The sequence below is a fragment of the Tistrella sp. genome (assembly GCF_002684955.1).
Lineage (GTDB): Bacteria > Pseudomonadota > Alphaproteobacteria > Tistrellales > Tistrellaceae > Tistrella > Tistrella mobilis.
Map to the genome: position 1 here is coordinate 77,934 of NZ_NYWI01000030.1, position 17,497 is coordinate 95,430.

13 protein-coding genes and 1 riboswitch are annotated in these 17,497 nt (G+C 70.0%); of the genes, 12 read left to right on the forward strand and 1 reads right to left on the reverse strand.

Going from position 1 to position 17,497, the window contains the following annotated elements:
* The first annotated feature begins 1 nt into the window (after position 1).
* The 5 genes from CMO28_RS09275 (at position 2) to folE (ending at position 5,395) form a co-directional block, all read left to right on the forward strand.
* Positions 2-1,702 carry a hypothetical protein gene (locus tag CMO28_RS09275; RefSeq protein ID WP_296712840.1) on the forward strand — a complete coding sequence of 567 codons (1,701 nt, stop codon included), beginning with the start codon at positions 2-4 and terminating at the stop codon, positions 1,700-1,702.
* Positions 1,699-2,349, forward strand: coding sequence for an ATP-binding cassette domain-containing protein (locus CMO28_RS09280; protein ID WP_296712841.1), 651 nt, complete (start codon positions 1,699-1,701; stop codon positions 2,347-2,349). Before CMO28_RS09275 ends, CMO28_RS09280 begins: the two co-directional genes overlap by 4 nt.
* 69 nt (positions 2,350-2,418) lie before the next feature.
* Positions 2,419-2,498, forward strand: a riboswitch (SAM riboswitch).
* Positions 2,499-2,554: 56 nt separating this feature from the next.
* Complete coding sequence (metZ, locus tag CMO28_RS09285; RefSeq protein WP_296712843.1) at positions 2,555-3,835, forward strand: O-succinylhomoserine sulfhydrylase; 1,281 nt, start codon at positions 2,555-2,557, stop codon at positions 3,833-3,835.
* A gap of 161 nt (positions 3,836-3,996) precedes the next feature.
* Positions 3,997-4,404 (forward strand): Co2+/Mg2+ efflux protein ApaG, encoded by a 408-nt coding sequence (apaG, locus tag CMO28_RS09290; protein ID WP_062767251.1) that lies wholly within the window; start codon positions 3,997-3,999, stop codon positions 4,402-4,404.
* Positions 4,405-4,759: 355 nt separating this feature from the next.
* A complete protein-coding gene (gene folE / locus CMO28_RS09295; protein ID WP_051045408.1) occupies positions 4,760-5,395 on the forward strand; it encodes a GTP cyclohydrolase I FolE in 636 nt (211 codons plus the stop codon).
* 114 nt (positions 5,396-5,509) lie between these two features.
* Here folE and CMO28_RS09300 read toward each other — a convergent pair whose 3' ends face one another.
* On the reverse strand, positions 5,510-7,753 hold the full coding sequence (locus tag CMO28_RS09300; protein ID WP_296712846.1) for a glycosyl hydrolase family 28-related protein: 2,244 nt from the start codon (positions 7,751-7,753) through the stop codon (positions 5,510-5,512).
* 239 nt (positions 7,754-7,992) lie between these two features.
* Here CMO28_RS09300 and CMO28_RS09305 point away from each other — a divergent pair, with 239 nt between their 5' ends.
* The 7 genes from CMO28_RS09305 (at position 7,993) to CMO28_RS09335 (ending at position 17,494) form a co-directional block, all read left to right on the forward strand.
* On the forward strand, positions 7,993-9,444 hold the full coding sequence (locus CMO28_RS09305; protein ID WP_014746846.1) for a TrkH family potassium uptake protein: 1,452 nt from the start codon (positions 7,993-7,995) through the stop codon (positions 9,442-9,444).
* A gap of 153 nt (positions 9,445-9,597) precedes the next feature.
* Positions 9,598-10,884 (forward strand): acetylornithine deacetylase, encoded by a 1,287-nt coding sequence (argE, locus tag CMO28_RS09310; RefSeq protein ID WP_296712850.1) that lies wholly within the window; start codon positions 9,598-9,600, stop codon positions 10,882-10,884.
* Positions 10,885-10,939: 55 nt separating this feature from the next.
* Positions 10,940-11,341 carry a DUF952 domain-containing protein gene (locus CMO28_RS09315; RefSeq protein ID WP_296712851.1) on the forward strand — a complete coding sequence of 134 codons (402 nt, stop codon included), beginning with the start codon at positions 10,940-10,942 and terminating at the stop codon, positions 11,339-11,341.
* Positions 11,338-12,420, forward strand: coding sequence for a quinone-dependent dihydroorotate dehydrogenase (locus CMO28_RS09320; RefSeq protein ID WP_296712853.1), 1,083 nt, complete (start codon positions 11,338-11,340; stop codon positions 12,418-12,420). The genes CMO28_RS09315 and CMO28_RS09320 overlap by 4 nt, the downstream gene beginning before the upstream one ends.
* Entirely contained in the window at positions 12,389-13,678 is a 1,290-nt protein-coding gene (locus tag CMO28_RS09325) for an EAL domain-containing protein (RefSeq protein ID WP_014746842.1), read from the forward strand. The genes CMO28_RS09320 and CMO28_RS09325 overlap by 32 nt, the downstream gene beginning before the upstream one ends.
* Positions 13,679-13,747: 69 nt before the next feature.
* Entirely contained in the window at positions 13,748-14,620 is an 873-nt protein-coding gene (locus CMO28_RS09330) for a TIGR01459 family HAD-type hydrolase (RefSeq protein WP_062768945.1), read from the forward strand.
* Between the two features lie 120 nt (positions 14,621-14,740).
* A complete protein-coding gene (locus CMO28_RS09335; protein ID WP_062768986.1) occupies positions 14,741-17,494 on the forward strand; it encodes a bifunctional acetate--CoA ligase family protein/GNAT family N-acetyltransferase in 2,754 nt (917 codons plus the stop codon).
* Positions 17,495-17,497: the final 3 nt, after the last annotated feature.

The window sequence follows — 17,497 nt, forward strand, 5'->3', positions numbered from 1 at the left end:
CGTGACCGGGCAGCCGGGTGCCGGAGACTGGCGGCCGGCGGCGCCGCCCGCGCGGTCGCCGCTGCTGGCCGCCGCCCCCTGGATCGCGGCCGCGGTGCTGGCACCGCCGCTGGCGGGCGGGCTGGTCGGGGCGGTCGCCGCGGCCCCGCTTTCCGCCTGGCGGCTGCTGGCGGCCGAGCCGGGCATCGGACGATCGATCCTGACCTCGGTTCTGGTGGCGGTGGCGGCGACCCTGATCTCGGCGGCGCTTGCCGGGGCGATCGCGGCCCTGGTCGCGGCACGCCCGGGCCGGGCCGGGGCGATCGAGCGGCTTGCCCTTGTCCTGGTGGCCGCCCCCCATGCCGCCGTGGCGGTGGGGCTCGCCTTCCTGATCGCGCCCACGGGACTGCTGTTCCGTCTGGCGGGCGACTGGGTCTATACGCGCGCCGACGGGCGGACGCTGCCGCCCGATCTGCCGTTGCCCGGCGATGCCTGGGGGCTGTCGCTGATCGCAGGGCTGGTGGTGAAAGAGATGCCCTTCCTGCTGGCGCTGACCATCGCGGCGCAGGAACGGGTGGGCGCGCACGCCGCACTCGATCGCGCGCGCAGCCTGGGCTGGCCGGCCGCCAGCGCCTGGTGGCGGGTGGTCGCACCGCAAATCTGGCCGCTGCTGCGCCTGCCGGTCGCGGCGGTGGCGGTCTATGGCCTCGGCACGGTCGACATGGCGCTGGTGCTGGGGCCCAGCCTGCCGCCGGTGCTGGCGGTGCGCAGCCTGTCGCTGCTGTTCGACCCCGATCCGGCCCGCGCGGCGGCCGGAGCCGCGGCCGCCCTGCTTCAGCTGGTCCTGGCGGTCGGTGTGATCCTGGCCGGGCTTTGCATCGAACGGCTGGTGCGGTGCGGCGGGGCTGACCGGCTGACCACCCGCCCCCGTCGGCCGCTGGCGCCCTTTGCCTCCCGCCTTGCCGCCGGGCTGGGGCTGCTGGTGCTGGTGATGGCGGTGCTGGCCGTGGTGACGCTGGTCTTCTGGGCCGGGGCTGCGGTCTGGCGCTTCCCCGACCCGCTGCCCGCCGGCTGGTCGACGGCACGGCTGACGGGCATGGCAGCCGGTCTGGCCCCTGCGGCGGGGGCAAGCGCGCTCTATGCCCTGCTGCCGGTGATCATCGCGGTGCCGCTGGCCCTGCTGCTGCTGGAAGGCCGGGACAGCCGCCCCGCAGGTGATGCTGGCGACGCGCTGATCTATCTGCCGCTGCTGCTGCCGCCGGCGGCGTTTCTGGCCGGGTTGCAGGGCCCCGTGCTGCGGCTTGGCCTGGATGGTACCGGGCTTGCCCTGGTCTGGTGCCATCTGGCGACGGTGTTTCCCTATGTCTTTCTGGCGCTGCGCGAAAGCTATCGCCGGACCGATCCGCGGCCGCGCCGGCTGGCCCGCAGCCTGGGCCGCAGCGGCTTCGGCGCCTGGGCGGCGGTGATGCTGCCGCTGACCGCACGGCCGCTGGCGGTGGCGGCGGCGATCGGCTTTTCGGCCGGGGTGGCGCAGTATCTGCCGGCGGTGATGATCGGTGGCGGCCGGATCCCGCTGCTAGCGACCGAAGCGGTTGCGGCTGCGGCCGGGCTGGACCGTCGGGCGGCGGCGGCGGCAGCCCTGCTGCTGGCCCTGCTGCCGGCGGCGGGCTTTCTGCTGGCGAGCCTGATCCCCGAGCCGGCCGGTGGCCGGAGGCGCCGATGAGCCTGGAGCTTGAGGAGGTGGCGGTGGCGATCGGCGGCCGCCGGCTGGTGGGGCCGCTGAACCTCGGCGTGTCGCCCGGGGTGATCGGGGCGGTGCTGGGGCCGTCGGGCATCGGCAAATCGACCCTGCTGGCGGTGATCGCCGGCATCGCCGACCCGGTCGTGGCCATGAGCGGCCGCATCCTTCTGGACGGAAGGCCGATCGACGACCTGCCGCCCGAGCGGCGCCGGGTGGGGCTGATGATGCAGGACGACCTGCTGTTTCCGCATCTGACGGTGGCCGCCAATATCGGTTTCGGCCTGCCGGCCGGGCTGGATCGGGCGGCGCGGCGGGACCGGATCGCCGCGGCGCTGGCCGAGGCCGGGCTGGACGGGCTGGGCGGGCGACATCCGGCGACCCTGTCGGGCGGGCAGCGGGCGCGGGTGGCGCTGATGCGCATGCTGGCTGCGGATCCCCGGGCGGTGCTGATGGACGAACCCTTCGCCCGGCTGGACCGGCCGCTGGCCGCACGCCTGAGGGCGCTGGTCTTCGACCGCCTGCGGAGGCGTGGTGTGCCGGCGCTGATCGTGACCCATGATCCCGACGAGGCCGCCGAGGCGGGCGGGCCGATCCTGCATCTCCATCCGCCGGATGGGGAATTCTCCTGACATGATCGGTACTTGACCCCCCGTGGCGGGCGGGCGTATCGTGCCTGTCGCGTCGCCGGGGCAGGACCTGGCGGCGATCGTGGGGATTTGGGCCGGCCGGCTTGCGGACCACGTTAATCACGCCGCTAAAAGGTCGGGGGCCGCGCACCGAACCCTTCACGCGCAGACCCGGCCAGAGGCCGGGTTTTTTTGTGGGCCGAAGACCATGCGGGATACCGAAGACCGGACGGATGTCGACGCCGACTGTGGCGACGGATTGTGGAAGGCCACGGCTGCAGCGGCCGGAACGGAAGCCGCGGCAGAGCGCGGGCTTGCGACACGCGGGCTTGCGACACTGGCGGTACGCGCCGGGCTGGACCGCAGCCCCCATGGCGAGACCGCCGAGGCGCTGTTCCTGAATTCGGGCTATGTCTATGACGACGCCGCCCGCGCTGAGGCGCGGTTCCGCGGCGAAGAGCCGGGCTTCGTCTACAGCCGCTACGGCAACCCGACGGTGCGGACCTTCGAGGCCCGCCTGGCGGCGCTGGAAGGTGCCGAGGCCTGCCGGGCGACCGCGTCGGGCATGTCGGCGGTGTGGAATGTGCTGATCTGCCAGCTTCGCGCCGGCGACCATGTCGTGGCGGCCGAGGCGCTGTTCGGATCCTGCCAGTACATCCTGGCCGAACTGCTGCCGCGCTTCGGCATCACCACCAGCTTCGTGCGCGGTGCCGATCTCGACGCCTGGGCGGCGGCGGTGCGCCCCGAGACCAAGCTGTTCTTCCTGGAGACGCCGTCCAATCCGCAGCTGGAGCTGATCGACCTGGCGGCGGTGGCCGAGATCGCCCATGCCCATGGCGCGACGCTGGTGGTCGACAACGTCTTCGCGACCCCGATCCTGCAGAAGCCGATGGCGCTGGGCGCCGATGTGGTGGTCTATTCCGCCACCAAGCATATCGACGGCCAGGGCCGGGTGCTGGGCGGGGCGATCCTGGCCAGCGAGGCGTTCTGCGACGGGGCGCTGCGCGACTTCCTGCGCCATACCGGCCCGACCCTCAGCGCCTTCAACGCCTGGGTGCTGCTGAAGGGGCTGGAGACGCTGCCGCTCAGGGTGCGGGAACAGACCCGCAGCGCCACCACCCTCGCCCGCCGTTTCGAGGGCCATCCCGCCCTCAACCGGCTGGTCTATCCGGGGCTCGCCTCCCATCCCGGCCATGATCTGGCCCGGCGGCAGATGGCGGGCGGCGGCACGTTGCTGGCCTTCGATTTCAAGGGCGGCAAGGAAGCGGCCTTCCGCTTCCTGAACCGGCTGGAGATTGCCGACATCTCGAACAATCTGGGCGACGCAAAGACGCTGGCGACCCATCCCGCCACCACCACCCATCAGCGGCTGCCGGCCGAGGTGCGGGCGGCGGTGGGCATCGGCGACGGCCTGGTCCGGGTGTCGATCGGGCTTGAGGATGTCGAGGATCTGGCGGCCGATCTGGCGGCGGCACTCGACGCCGCCTGAGGCCATTGCTGCCCCTGAAACGGGTGTCGGGACACCCCGTCCCGACATCCTGGGGGCATCACCGCTTGCGCTCCGCCCTGGAAATCGGTTGCATGGGTCGCGATATTCCCTGTCCGGGCCCCTTCCGGGCCCGTCGATCCACGTTGCAGCAGGTAGGACCCATGGCGGCGGACCACGAATACAGCGCGACCACCCGCTCGATCATGGTGGCGGTGCGCCCGTTCTACGTCGACGACCAGTCCTCGCCCGAGGACGGGCAGTTCGTCTTCGCCTATCGCATCCGGATCGAGAACCACGGCGACGAGACGGTGCAGCTGCGTGCCCGCCATTGGCGGATCATCGACGGCCTGGGCCGGCTGCAGGAGGTTCGCGGTGCGGGTGTGGTCGGCGAACAGCCGGTGCTGGCGCCGGGCGAGAGCTTCGAATACACCAGCGGGGCGCCGCTCACCACGCCTTCGGGCATCATGGGCGGCAGCTACCAGATGGAGAGCGCCGGCGGCGAGACCTTCGAGGTCCAGATCCCGACCTTTTCGCTCGACAGCCCCCATGCGGCGCACACGATCAACTGATTCTGATCCCGGTTCTGCCGTGGCCCGCGCTTGCAGGTGCCTGCGCTGCGACCTATAGTCAGAGTTACGTCGAACACATCATCAGCAATCAATGGTTGATATGTGCTTCGGATCGTGGGCAGGATGATCCGCCGTATCGCGGCTCGCCGGCCCACACCATCGCGGCTCCGTCGCGATACGCTCTCCACCCCGGTGATCCATCGGTTGCGGGCTTGCGTAAACGAAACGGAATCCGCACACGGCCGGAAGCCCGATGCGCCGTCCCCCGCCGTTCGCGTGGGCCCGCTGCGCACCTGCCGGCCGCACCCTGGGAGTTGCACGTCAGATGACACGTGAAAACGTCGTGGCCGTGAAAATGGGAGGCCCGGCAGAGGTCGGCGCATCCGAGGCGCCGAAGGCCGCTGCCCCCGAAGGCCGCCCCAGCCGCGCCGAGGCGGAAGCCGCCGTGCGGACCCTGATCCGTTGGGCGGGCGACGACCCGGACCGCGAGGGCCTGCTGTCCACGCCCGACCGCGTGGTGCGGTCTTACGAGGAATTCTTCGCGGGCTATGTTCAGGATCCGGTCGAGATCCTGCAGCGGACCTTCGAAGAGACCGACGGCTATGACGAGGTCGTCGCCCTGCGTGGCATCCGGATCGAGAGCTATTGCGAGCATCACATGGTGCCGATCATCGGCGTCGCCCATGTGGCCTATCTGCCGCGCAGCCGCGTGGTGGGCATTTCCAAGCTCGCCCGCGTGGTGGAGGCCTTCTCGAAGCGCCTGCAGATCCAGGAGAAGCTGACCTCGCAGATCGCCAATGCGATCGAGGAAGTGCTGCAGCCCAAGGGCGTGGCCGTGGTGATCGAGGCCGAACACCAGTGCATGAGCACCCGCGGCGTTCACAAGCCGGGGGTCAGCATGGTGACCAGCCGCATGCTGGGCGAGTTCCGCCACAATCCGACGCTGCGCCGCGAATTTCTGACCCTGATCGGCAATCCGGCGGGCTTCTGACCGTCGCAGCTTCCGATCCAAAGCCGACAGATGAAGGCCCCCGCCGGTGCACACCGGCGGGGGCCTTCATGTTCGATCTGGCCGGACGCCCTCGTTCAGTGGGGTGCCCGTCGATCAGTGGGTGGAGGCGTCGAAGGGCACCACGACCACCCGGCTGGCGATGGGCTGCGTCGCCGTCGACGTGACCGTGATGTCTTTGTTGGCATCCAGCGCCAGGGTGTAGGCCGTGCCCGCGCCGAGTGGCACCATGACCAGGGTGTCGTTCACCTCCGATTTCATCAGCAGGGCCGTGTGCTGATAGCTGAGCCCCAGCGAGCTGACGATGACCAGTCCGCGGAAGCCCGCCGGCAGCTCGGTGTTGTTGACCACGACCGTCGGCGTGCCGGCCGGAAGAGTTACGCGGCGGTTGATGAAGCGATTGTCGATCGTGCTGTCGAACTGGACCGAGGTATTGAAGTCGATGCCTCCCAGTTCGACGATCGGTCCCTCCAGCGCCTGGATCGCGGCCGCATCCCACTGCCGGTCGAACCGGCCGCGGATCACTTTCTGGAGATTCCGGACCACGATTTCGAAACGATTGCGCCCCTGGATGTTGGCGGGGTCACCCGGCTCGTAGTCATAGATCCCTGACACAGGGGCCGTGAACGAGGCCGTCGAGCGAATTGTGGCCCGGATATCGAGCCCGGTCGGACGGACATGGGGGAGATGCTTGACCAGCAGACCGTGATGCTGGCCAACCTCAAGCTCGGCCTCGACCAGACAGTCGAAGACGCCGCCGGTGGCGGTAGCTGGCGCGAAGGCATAGTTCATCACCGGCGTGAAGACCGCGCCGGTCCCGCTGCCACCTGCCGTGACGGTCGGCGGACGCTGATACCCCTTGCCGGTGTCCAGGGTCGCCGCCCCCTGAAAGAGCGCCTGGTCCGACAGATTGATCTCCGTGATGCTGCCGCTGCCGTCCACGGCGATGGTCGCTGTCTGATGACTGGCAGGGCCGCCGCCGATGGAATCATTCGTGAAGCTGAGGGGCAGGGGGCCGGCCGTATAGCCCGTACCGCCATGGATGATGGTGAGGCTTGAAACCCTGGCATCCTGCTGCGGCAGGGTTGCATTCCACAGATGGTTGAGATGGGCGACATAGCCCTTGATCCGGATCTGGGTGTTGCGCGCCGTGCCGCGGATCAGATCGCTCTTGCCGGTGACGTCGCCGAGCCCGGTGGTGTTGTCGTTGGTGATGCGGATATCAGCCTTCAGGTTGTTGGCGTTCTGGAGCGTCAGCACGCCGCCGATCCGGCGCTTGTCGTCGATGAAGTTCGCATAGGTCGTGCCGTCGACATGGCCGTCATGGGCATTGTTGCCGACGTTCCTCAGCCAGACGTTCCGCAGGTCGCAGGAAGAGTCCATCTGCGAGGTGGTACCGTGGATCACGAAGCCGTATTTGCAGTCGGTCGCCATCAGTGTGTCGACCACCACCTGACGCAGGCCTCGTCCGTTGGACGAGGTTCCTTCGATAGTGCCGACGAAATCGCAATCGTCGATCAGAAGATTCTGAAGGATGATTTCGCTTTGCCCGAGCTGGATCGTGAAGGCCTTGCCGCCGCCATTCACGAAGATGTCGTTCAGCCCAGGAACCATGTTGTTGCGGAAGCGGCGGATCTGCAGATCACGCACCACGATCCGTTCGCCTGCCGAAACCTTCGAGGCAAGAGGAGCCGAGATCCCGAGCCCGTTGAACCCTGCACGGATCAGGATGTCGTTGCCATCCAACGTCCCGCCATGCCAGTAGACGTTCTGGGCATGCCGGATTGAAAGAATGCCGCCCAGATGTCCGATACCGCTCTTGGTCGTGGAAACCGGCTCGGTCGTGCGCGCATCCCAGTAGCCTTCGACCCAGACGGTCTCAGGGTCAGTGGCATTGACCGGCAGTGCCTTCAGGATGGCACCATAGGCGAAGACCACGGTCTTGGACCGTACAGAGATGGCCCGGCTCAGCCGGTAGGTTCCCGGCGGGATCAGGATCACCTTCCAGCCGTCGCCCCAGACTTCGGGATAGCTGCCGGTGGCCGAGGTCTTGCCCCAACCGGTTCCCGCGAAGCGTGCATCGAAAACTGCACGCAGGGCAGCGGTGTCGTCAGTCACGCTGTCGCCGGTGGCGCCGAAATCCCTGACATCGAGGTACTGGGCATTGAGCTTTTCGGCAAGAGTTCGCGCCACACTGGCGGCCGTGCTGGCGCGGTCATACCTTTTGGCCAGGTCTGCATCGGGCGTGCCGGTGACGAAGCTGCCGAAAGCGATATAGAGGTCATCCTGAATATCGGATTGCGGATACTGGTAGATCACGTCCGAGGCGTCGGTGCTCATGTCTGATGATCCATCGGATGAGGAGGGGCCGACCATCTGTTGCCGGTGCAGCCAGTCCATCCGAAAGTGCCGGCCTGACCCAGGTCTCAGCTGTTGCCACCTTGGGGCAACACCTCCCCCATGGACAGCCGCGACGCTTTCCCCGATCATCGCGGGCGGCGCCGCATGCCCGATCGGGGGTGCGGCTTGGGTTCCGTGCGCCTGATCAGGGGCGCCGCACTGCTCGGGGGTCCGCGGCCGTGATCGACGTCAAGCCGGTGCTGTTCATCATCGGCGTGCTGCTGGCACTGCTGGGCGCCACCATGCTGGTCCCGGCGGCCTTCGATGCCGTGGCGGCCAGTCCCGACTGGTCGGTCTTCGTGGTGTCGTCGCTGGTGACCATCTTCGCCGGCGTCAGCCTGGTGCTGACCACGCGCACCGCGCATCCCACCTCGCTCAGCCTGCGCCACGCCTTCCTGACCACCACGCTTTCCTGGCTGTCGGTGGCGGCCTTCGCGGCGCTGCCGCTGCTGTTCGCATCGCCCCATATCACCTATGCGGGTGCGTTCTTCGAATCCATGTCGGGGCTGACCACCACCGGATCGACGGTGCTGTCGGGCCTGGACACCGCTCCGCCCGGGGTGCTGATCTGGCGCGGCATGCTGCACTGGCTGGGCGGCATCGGCATCATCGTCACCTCGGTCGCGATCATGCCCATGCTCCGCATCGGCGGCATGCAGCTGTTCCGGACCGAAAGCTCGGACAATTCCGAAAAGATCGTGCCGCGGGCCGCCCAGCTGGCGGCGGCCTTCGGCCGGGTCTATGTGGTGATGACGCTGGCCTGCATGGCGCTGCTCTGGGCGGCAGGCATGACCGGGTTCGAGGCGCTGGTCCATGCCATGGCGACCGTCTCCACCGGCGGCTTCTCCACCTCCGACGCCTCGATCGGCCATTTCGACAGCCCGCTGATCGAGATGATCATCGTGGTGTTCATGATCGGCGGCGCCCTGCCCTTCGTGCTCTATATCCGGGTGCTCGGCCAGGATCGCGATGCGCTGTGGCGCGACACCCAGGTCCGGGCCTTCTTCCTCGCCATTCTGGTCTGGACCGTGACGCTCAGCCTGTGGCTGGTGCTGCATGAACATGTGGCACCCCTGCAGGCGCTGCGCGTGTCGCTGTTCAATGTGGTCTCGGTCATCACCACCACGGGCTTTGCCACGGCCGATTACAATCTGTGGGGCACGTTCCCCTTCGCGGTGTTTTTCTGGCTGATCCTGGTCGGCGGCTGCACCGGCTCCACCTCGGGCGGCATCAAGGTCTTCCGCTTCGTGATCCTGGTGACGGCGGCCCGGCGCCATCTCCGCCAGCTGGTCCACCCGAATGCGGTGATCGTGCCCACCTACAACCGCAGGCCGGTGCCCGAAGCCATTCTGCTGTCGGTGTTGAGCTTCACCACCGTCTTCTTCGCGGTCTTCGTGGTGCTGTCGATCGTGGTGGCGCTGCTGGGGGTGGACTTCATCACCGCCGCTACCGCGGTGTCCCAGGCGCTGGCCAATGTCGGCCCCGGGCTTGGGCCGATCATCGGCCCGGCCGGCAATTATGCCACCATGACCGACCCGGTGCTGACGGTTCTGGCCTTCGCCATGCTGCTCGGCCGGCTGGAGCTGTTCACCGTGCTGGTCCTGTTCACCCGCGCCTACTGGCGGGGGTGACCCTGCCGCCTCCGTTGCACCGAAGCCCGGACCTGTTTACGGTTTGAGAAACCGGAACGGTCTTCGCAGGTGCACATCTCGCCGGGATGGCCGCTCTCTCGTCTGCCAGCTTCCTTCTCTGTCAGCCTCCCTCCCTGAAGGTCGCCGTCTGCCATGGACGCCTCGATTGACCTCGCCGGCCGGATCGGTCCGGCGGCCGACCCGGCGGTACCGGATGCCGAAGCTGCGGCCCTGATCGCCGCCCTGCCGACGGCTGCCGCCCGGCGCGATGCGCTGCTGGCGCGGCTGATCGCCTTCGATACCACCAGCCGCTACAGCAACCTGCCGCTGATCGCCTTCGTCGAAAGCTGGCTGGATCTCTATGGGGTGCGGCACGAGCGCATCCCCTCGGCCGACGGCACCAAGGCGAATATCTTCGCGACCCTCGGCCCCGACGGCCGGGGCGGCGTCATGCTGGCCGGCCATACCGACGTGGTGCCTGTGGACGGCCAGCCCTGGACGACCAACCCGTTCCGGCTGACCGAACGCGGCGGGCTGATGCTGGGGCGCGGCACCTGCGACATGAAGGGCTTCATCGCCTGCGTGCTGGCCAAGCTGCCCGACTGGGCGGCCCTGCCGCTGACCGACCCGGTGCATTTCGCCTTCACCTACGACGAAGAGGTCGCCTGCATGGGCGCCCCCGACCTTGCCCGCCACATCCGGGGCCTTGCCGCCCGGCCGCGGCTGGCGGTGGTTGGGGAGCCGACCTCGATGCGGGTGGTGACGGCACATAAGGGCGTCTGCCTGTGCCGCACCCGGGTGACCGGGGTGGAGGCGCACAGTTCGCAGCCGCATCTGGGTGCCAATGCGATTTCGGCCGCGGCCCGCATCACCGGCTTCCTTGAGGAGCTGGAGGCCGAATATGCCGGGATCGGCCAGCCCGACAGCGGTTTCGAGCCGCCCTATACCACCGTCACCGCGGTGATGGTGCGGGGCGGCACCGCCGTCAACATCATCCCCCGCGATGCCGAACTGGACTGGTCGGCCCGGCTGATGCCCGGTCATTCGATCGACGACATCGTCCGTCGCCTGGATGCACGGGTGGAGACCGAGGTGCTGCCGCGGCTGAAGGCGGTGTCGGACGAGGCCGGCGTGACCACGGTGGTGGACGTGAATGTCGAGCCGCTGACGCCCGAGGCCGACAGCCCGGCCGAGGCGATGGCGCTGGCGCTGACCGGCAGCAACAGCACCCATGTGGTGGCCTTCGCCACCGAGGCCGGCATTTTCCAGCGCGCCGGCGTGCCGGTGGTGGTCTGCGGGCCGGGCAGCATCGACCAGGCCCATCGGGCGGACGAATTCGTCGCCCGCGAGCAGCTGGACCAGTGCATCACCTTCCTGGACAAGCTGGACGGCTGGCTGGTCGACGGGCTGGACAGGCGCCTTGCGGCGCGGATTGCATGACGATCCGGACGGCGGAGACCATGCGACGGGGAGAGACCATGGCGGGAGACGACCGATGACCGACATCACCGACCGGCCCGCCCAGGCGGGCGAGGACAAGGGCTGGATCTTTCACTTCGCCGAGGCGGCACGCTGGGCGGCGGCCAATCCGGGCGCCTATCGGGGCGGCCGGCTGTGCGAGACCGACGGCTTCATCCACTGTTCCACCGCCGGCCAGCTGGCCGAAACCGCCCGGCTGCATCTGAAGGGTCGTGACGACCTGCTGCTGCTGACGATCGACATCCGCCGGCTGGGCGCGCTGCTGCGCTGGGAACCGTCCCGCGGGGGGCAGCTGTTCCCGCATATCTACGGGCCGCTGCCGTCGGTGGCGGTGGTGCGCACCGACCCGCTGCCGCTGGGGCCCGACGGGTTGCACATCTTCCCCGCCCATGCCGGGGCCGGCGGAGCCGGGGCATGAGCGATGCCTGGGGGCGGCTTGCGCCGCTCGTCTACCGCCTGGATCCGGAACGTGCCCACGGCCTGTCGCTGTTCGGCCTGACCAGCGGCCTGGCCCGGCTGGCGGTGCCGCCGCACCCGGCCCGGCCGGTGCCGGCGCTCGGCCGCCGGCTCTGGGGGCTGGATTTCGCCCATCCGCTGGGCCTGGCCGCCGGCTACGACAAGAACGCGGTCGCCGTGGATGCGCTGTTCGGCTATGGCTTCGCCTTCATCGAGATCGGCGGCGTGACGCCCAGGCCCCAGCCGGGCAACGACCGGCCGCGGCTGTTCCGGCTGACCGAGGACCGGGCGGTGATCAACCGCATGGGCTTCAACAATGACGGGCTGGACGTGGTGGCCGGCCGGCTGGCCGCCCGCGCCCCGCACCGGCGGGCGACCGGCCCGGTCTTCGCCAATCTGGGCAAGAACAAGACCAGCGAGGATGCGCTGGCCGATTATACCGCAGGGCTCGCTAAGCTGGGGCCGCTGGTCGACGCGGTGGTGGTGAACGTCTCGTCGCCCAACACGCCGGGGCTGCGCGACCTGCAGGGGCGGGCGTATCTCTCGGGCCTGCTCGGCGGCCTGAAGGCGGCGCGTGACCAGGGGGTCGCCGGCACGGCGCGGCCGCCGATCCTGGTCAAGATCGCCCCCGATCTGGACGAGGCGGGCCTGGCCGACACGGTGGATGCCGCCCGCGATGCCGGGATCGACGGCATGGTGGTCGCCAACACCACCATCGCCCGGCCGGACACGCTGCAAAGCCCCCATCGCGGCCAGACCGGCGGCCTGTCGGGGCGGCCGCTGAAGGCCCGGGCCCTGGCGCTGACCCGCGAGGTGTTCCGGGCGCTGGACGGCACCATGCCGATCATCGGCGTCGGCGGGATCGAGACCGCCGACGATGCCTGGGACCGGCTTGCGGCCGGCGCCGACCTGCTCCAGCTCTATTCGGCGCTGGTCTATGAGGGGCCGGGGCTGGTCGGGCGGATCGTCGAAGGCCTGAACCGGCGCATCGCCGCCGAGGGGGTAAGGGATGTTGGGGAGATCGTCGGCCGGGCGGCGTGAACCACGGATCGCCCCCGAAGACCTGGTCGAGGACGATGTCCTGGGGGATGTCGATGCCGTCGACGTAACCGGCCGGCCGGTGCCGCCGCCGGTGGAGCCCTTCGCGCTCGACCGGCGCGACCGGCTGTACATGGCCGGCTATGCCGCCGTGGGTCTGCTGCCGGCCGCCCTGATCCCCGCCGAAGGCGTGCTGTTCCGGCTGATCGTCTGGGCGGCGGCCTCGGGCGGCCTGGCGCTGGCCCATCTGGTCGTCGCCCTGCTGTCCAGGCTTGCGGTCGAAAAGCGGGAGCGGATGCAGCTGGCTATCGACCTTCGCGCCCTGTCGGACCGGGTCGCCCGGATCGAGAGCGGGGGCCAGTCGGGTGATCTGGTCGACGAGCTGCGCAGCCTGCAGCGCCTGCTGCCCGAACTGGCCCGCAACCGGCGCGAGCCGGCGACGGGGCCCGCCCGCGCCACCGCGACCGCCCGGGCCACGGCCCAGGCCGGCCCTGCCGACACGCGTCCGCCGCCGCCGATGCCGCCGCTCGACCCCGAAGCGGTGCTGGATGCCGCGGTCGGTGCCGGGGCGATCGACGTGATGGTGACCTCCATCGTCCGCCTGCCCAGCCGGCGCCCGGCGCTGGTCGAGGCCCGCGCCGTGGTCCACGGCCCCGACGGCCGCGTGATCGGCCTGGATGTGGTGGAGGACCGGGCCAAGGTGCCGGGGCTGGCCCAGCGGCTGGACAACCATCTTCTGCTGCGCGCACTGCGCGTCGGCCGCCGGCCCAGGGCGGGGGAGCCGAACCTGCCGGTGGTGGCCTATGTCACCGGCCACGGCCTGGCCGACCCGCTGGTGCACGAGGATCTCGCCGATTATCTGGCCGAGGATGCGGGCGTGCCGTCCTCGGTGATCGTCGCCGCCCCGGCCACCACCTGGATGGCGCTCGGCGATCCGCAGATCGAGGCGCTGCAGCGGCTGACACGGCTGGGCTGCCGCTTCCTGGCCGACGGGGTCGACCCCAAGCGGATGAGCACCGATATCCTCGCCCGCGGCCGGCTGCTCGCCTATGTGAAGATCCCGGCCGCGGTGGCGCTGGCCGGCGCCCGCACGCCCGACGGGGCGGCCGCCTTCCGCGACCTGCTGCGCGAACTGCGTGCCCGCAGCATCCGGGTGGTGGTCGACCATATCGACGACGAGCAGCGGCTGATCGACCTCTTGGACCTTGGCATCGAATACGGTGCGGGCTATCTGTTCGGCGAACCGCGGCGCCTCGGCTGACCCGCCCGCCCTCTCCCTCCCCCCCCCGCCCTCTCCCTCCCCGCTGCCCAGAACGGATCCGCCTCTCCGATGTCCATGACCGTATATGATGGCGTCGCCGCCATCGCGCCCGCCCATGACGGTTTCATCCTCGACCTCTGGGGTGTGATCCATGACGGCCGCCAGCTCTATCCCGGCGCCGTCGACTGCCTGACCCGGCTGCGCGAAACCGGCCGGCGGATCGTGTTCCTGACCAATGCGCCCCGGCGGGCCTCGCGGGTGATCGAGCAGCTGGACCGTTTCGGCGTCGATCGCGGCCTCTATGACGGGGTGGTGTCGTCGGGCGAAACCGCGCGCGATGCCGCAGCCGCCATGCTGGCGGCGGGGGAGATCGGCCGGCGGGTGCTGCATCTGGGCCCGCCGCGCGATGCCGGCCTGCTCGACGACCTGCCCTTCGTCGACGTCGACGATGCCGCCGGGGCCGATCTGGTGCTCAACACCGGCTTCGACGACGAGGATCCGCGGCTGGAACCGCTGATGCCGGCGCTGGAAGCGGCGGCCGCCCGCGGTCTGCCGATGATCTGCGCCAATCCGGACATGGTGATCGTGCGCATCGACGGCTCGCGGTTTCCCTGCGCGGGCGTGATGGCCGAGGCCTATGAGCGGCTCGGCGGCAAGGTCATCTCGTTCGGCAAGCCCTATGCCTCGGTCTACGAGCGCTGCCTGACCATTCTGGACCTGCCGCGCGAGCGGGTCGCCGCCGTCGGCGACGGCCCCCATACCGATATCCAGGGGGCCACCGGCTTCGGCATCCCGGGCTATTTCATCGCCGGCGGCATCATGGCCGAGAAGCTGGGCCTGGCCCATGGCGACCTGCCCGACGCAGACCGGGCCGAACGGGTCTGCGCCGAAGAGGGCTTCATGCCCACCGCCATGCTGCCGGCCTTCGTCTGGGCGCGCTGACGGATGCCGTAGCCCGTGGGCAGCCGCGCCACGACGACGCACCGTCTCGCGATCGACGCCATCCTGATATAGGGTGATGTGCATCACATCCGCGGCGACCGGACCGGAGCGGCCACCCACATGACCATCCGAAATCTCGACGCGATCTTCGACCCCAAGGCGGTGGCCGTGATCGGCGCCAGCACCCGGCCGGGCAGCGTGGGGCGCATGGTGATGCGCAACCTGCTGGATGGCGGTTTCGCCGGCCCGATCATGCCGGTCAACCCGCGCTACAATTCGGTCGAAGGCGTGCTGGCCTATCGCACCATCGCCGATCTGCCGGTGACGCCCGATCTGGCGCTGATCTGCACCCCGCCCGAACAGGTGCCGGAGATGGTTCGCCAGGCGGGCCAGCGCGGCGTGCGTGCCGCGGTGCTGATCGGGGCCGGGCTGGGGCGGACCTATACCGCAGGCGGCGCCTCGCTCGCCCAGGCGGCGGTAGAGGCGGCGCGGCCGACGGGGCTGCGCCTGGTGGGCCCCAACACGCTGGGGCTGGTGGTGCCGAAAGTGGGCCTGAACGCCAGCTTCGCGCCCGCCCGGGTGCCGCGCGGGCGCATCGCCTTCCTGACCCAGTCGGGCGCGATCGGCACCGCGGTCATGGATCATGCCGTCGCCCACGGCATCGGCTTTTCGGCCATGATCAGCCTGGGCGACTGCCGCGATGTCGGTTTCGCCGACGTGATCGACTATCTGGCCGGCGACCCCGCCACCCGTGCGATCCTGCTTTATGTCGAAGCGATCGATTCCGCCCGCCGCTTCCTGTCGGCGGCGCGGGCGGCGGCGCGCAACAAGCCGGTGCTGGCGATTAAATCCGGCCGGGTACCGGCAGGGGCCCGCGCGGCCTTCACCCATTCCGGCGCCGCGACCGGCGAGGACGAGGTCTACGAGGCGGCGCTGCGCCGCGCCGGCATTCTGCGCGTGGGCGAGATCGACGAGCTGTTCGACGCGGTCGAGACCCTGCACCGGCTGCAGCCGCCGCGCGGCGACCGGCTGGCCATCCTGTCCAATGGCGGCGGGCCGGGGGTGATGGCGGTCGACAGCCTGATCGCCGCCGGCGGCAGCCTGGCGGAGTTGGCACCCGAAACCGTGGCGAAGCTCGACGGCGTGCTGCCGGGGGTGTGGTCGGGCGGCAATCCGGTCGATATCGGCGGCGATTCCGATGCCGGGCGCTATGCCGAGGCGCTGGACATCCTGCTGGAGGACAAGGGGGCCGATGCGGTCCTGGTGCTGCATGCGCCGACCGGCGTTGCCGACGGCGCCGATGTTGCCCGGGTGGTGACCAAGGCGGCGGAGCGCACCCGCCGGCCGATCCTGACCAGCTGGCTGGGCGGGCAGGGCGCGGCCCCGGCCCGCCGGGTGCTGAACGAGGCCGGCATCGCCACCTATGACACGCCCCATCACGCCGTGCGCGGCTTCATGCACCGGGTCGGCTATCGCCGGATCCAGGACATGCTGATGGAGACCCCGTCCTCGGTGCCCGAGACCTTCACGCCGGATGTCGCGGCCGCCCGGGCGGTGATCGCCGGCGCGCGTGCCGAAGGCCGCAGCCGGCTGACCGAGATCGAGGCCGGCCGGATCCTCGGCGCCTATGGCATCGCGACCATCGAGACCCGCCTTGCGGCCGATGCCGAGGCGGCGGTGGCCGCCGCCGCGGCGCTGGGCTTCCCGGCGGTGCTGAAGGTCGCCTCCAGCGGCATCACCCACAAGAGCGAGGTGGGTGGTGTGGTGGTCGACCTGCAGAATGCCGACGAGGTGCGCGGTGCCGCCGCCAGCCTGGCCGAGCGGCTGCGCACCCGCGCGCCCGGCGCGCCGCTGGACGGTTTTCTGGTGCAGCGGATGATCCGCCGGCCGCGGGCGCACGAGCTGCGGATCGCGGTGATCCACGACCCCGTCTTCGGCCCGGTGATCAGTTTCGGCCAGGGCGGTACCGCCGAGGAACTGGTCGACGACCGGGCCCTGGCCCTGCCGCCGCTGAACACCGTGCTGGCGCGCGAGCTGATGATGCGCACCCGGGTGCACAAGCTGCTGCTGGGCTATCGCGACCGGCCGGCGGCGGATCTGGACGAGATTTCGGGCGTGCTGATCCGCGTGGCACAGATGGTGGTCGACCTGCCCGAGATGCGCAGCCTGGACGTCAACCCGCTGATCGCCGACGACATGGGCGTGCTGGTGCTGGATGCCCATGTCGAGGTCTTCCCCGGCGGCGGCGCCCGCAACCCGCTGGCCATCCGGCCCTATCCGCTGGATCTGGTGGAAACGGTGACGATGGCCGACGGCCGCCATGCGGTGCTGCGCCCGATCCGGCCCGAGGACGAGCCGGGCCATCAGGATTTCGTCCGCCATCTGACGCCCGAGGACATCCGCTACCGCTTCTTCGGCGTGGTGCGCGAGTTCAGCCATACCGAAATGGCCCGCTTCACCCAGATCGATTACGACCGCGAGATGGCCTTCATCGCCCGCACCCGCTTCGACGGCGGCGACATCCCGCCGGTGAAGCCCGGCGTGCTGCCCGACGAGACCGGGGCCGAGACGGTGGGCGTGGTGCGGGTGGTGTTCGATCCGGATGCGGTGGATGCCGAATTCGCCGTGGTGGTGCGATCGGACCTGAAGGGCCGCGGCCTGGGCATCCGGCTGATGAACAAGGTGATCGCCTATTGCCGGGCCCGCGGCATCCACCGGATCGTGGGGCAGGTGCTGCGCGACAACCGGCCGATGCGCAAGCTGATGGTGACGCTGGGCTTCACCGTGCGCGATTCGCTGGAAGACGACGTGGTCGAAGTGGTGCTGGACCTGCGCAAGACCGCAGAGAGCCCCGCGCCGCCGGTATCGCGCTGAACC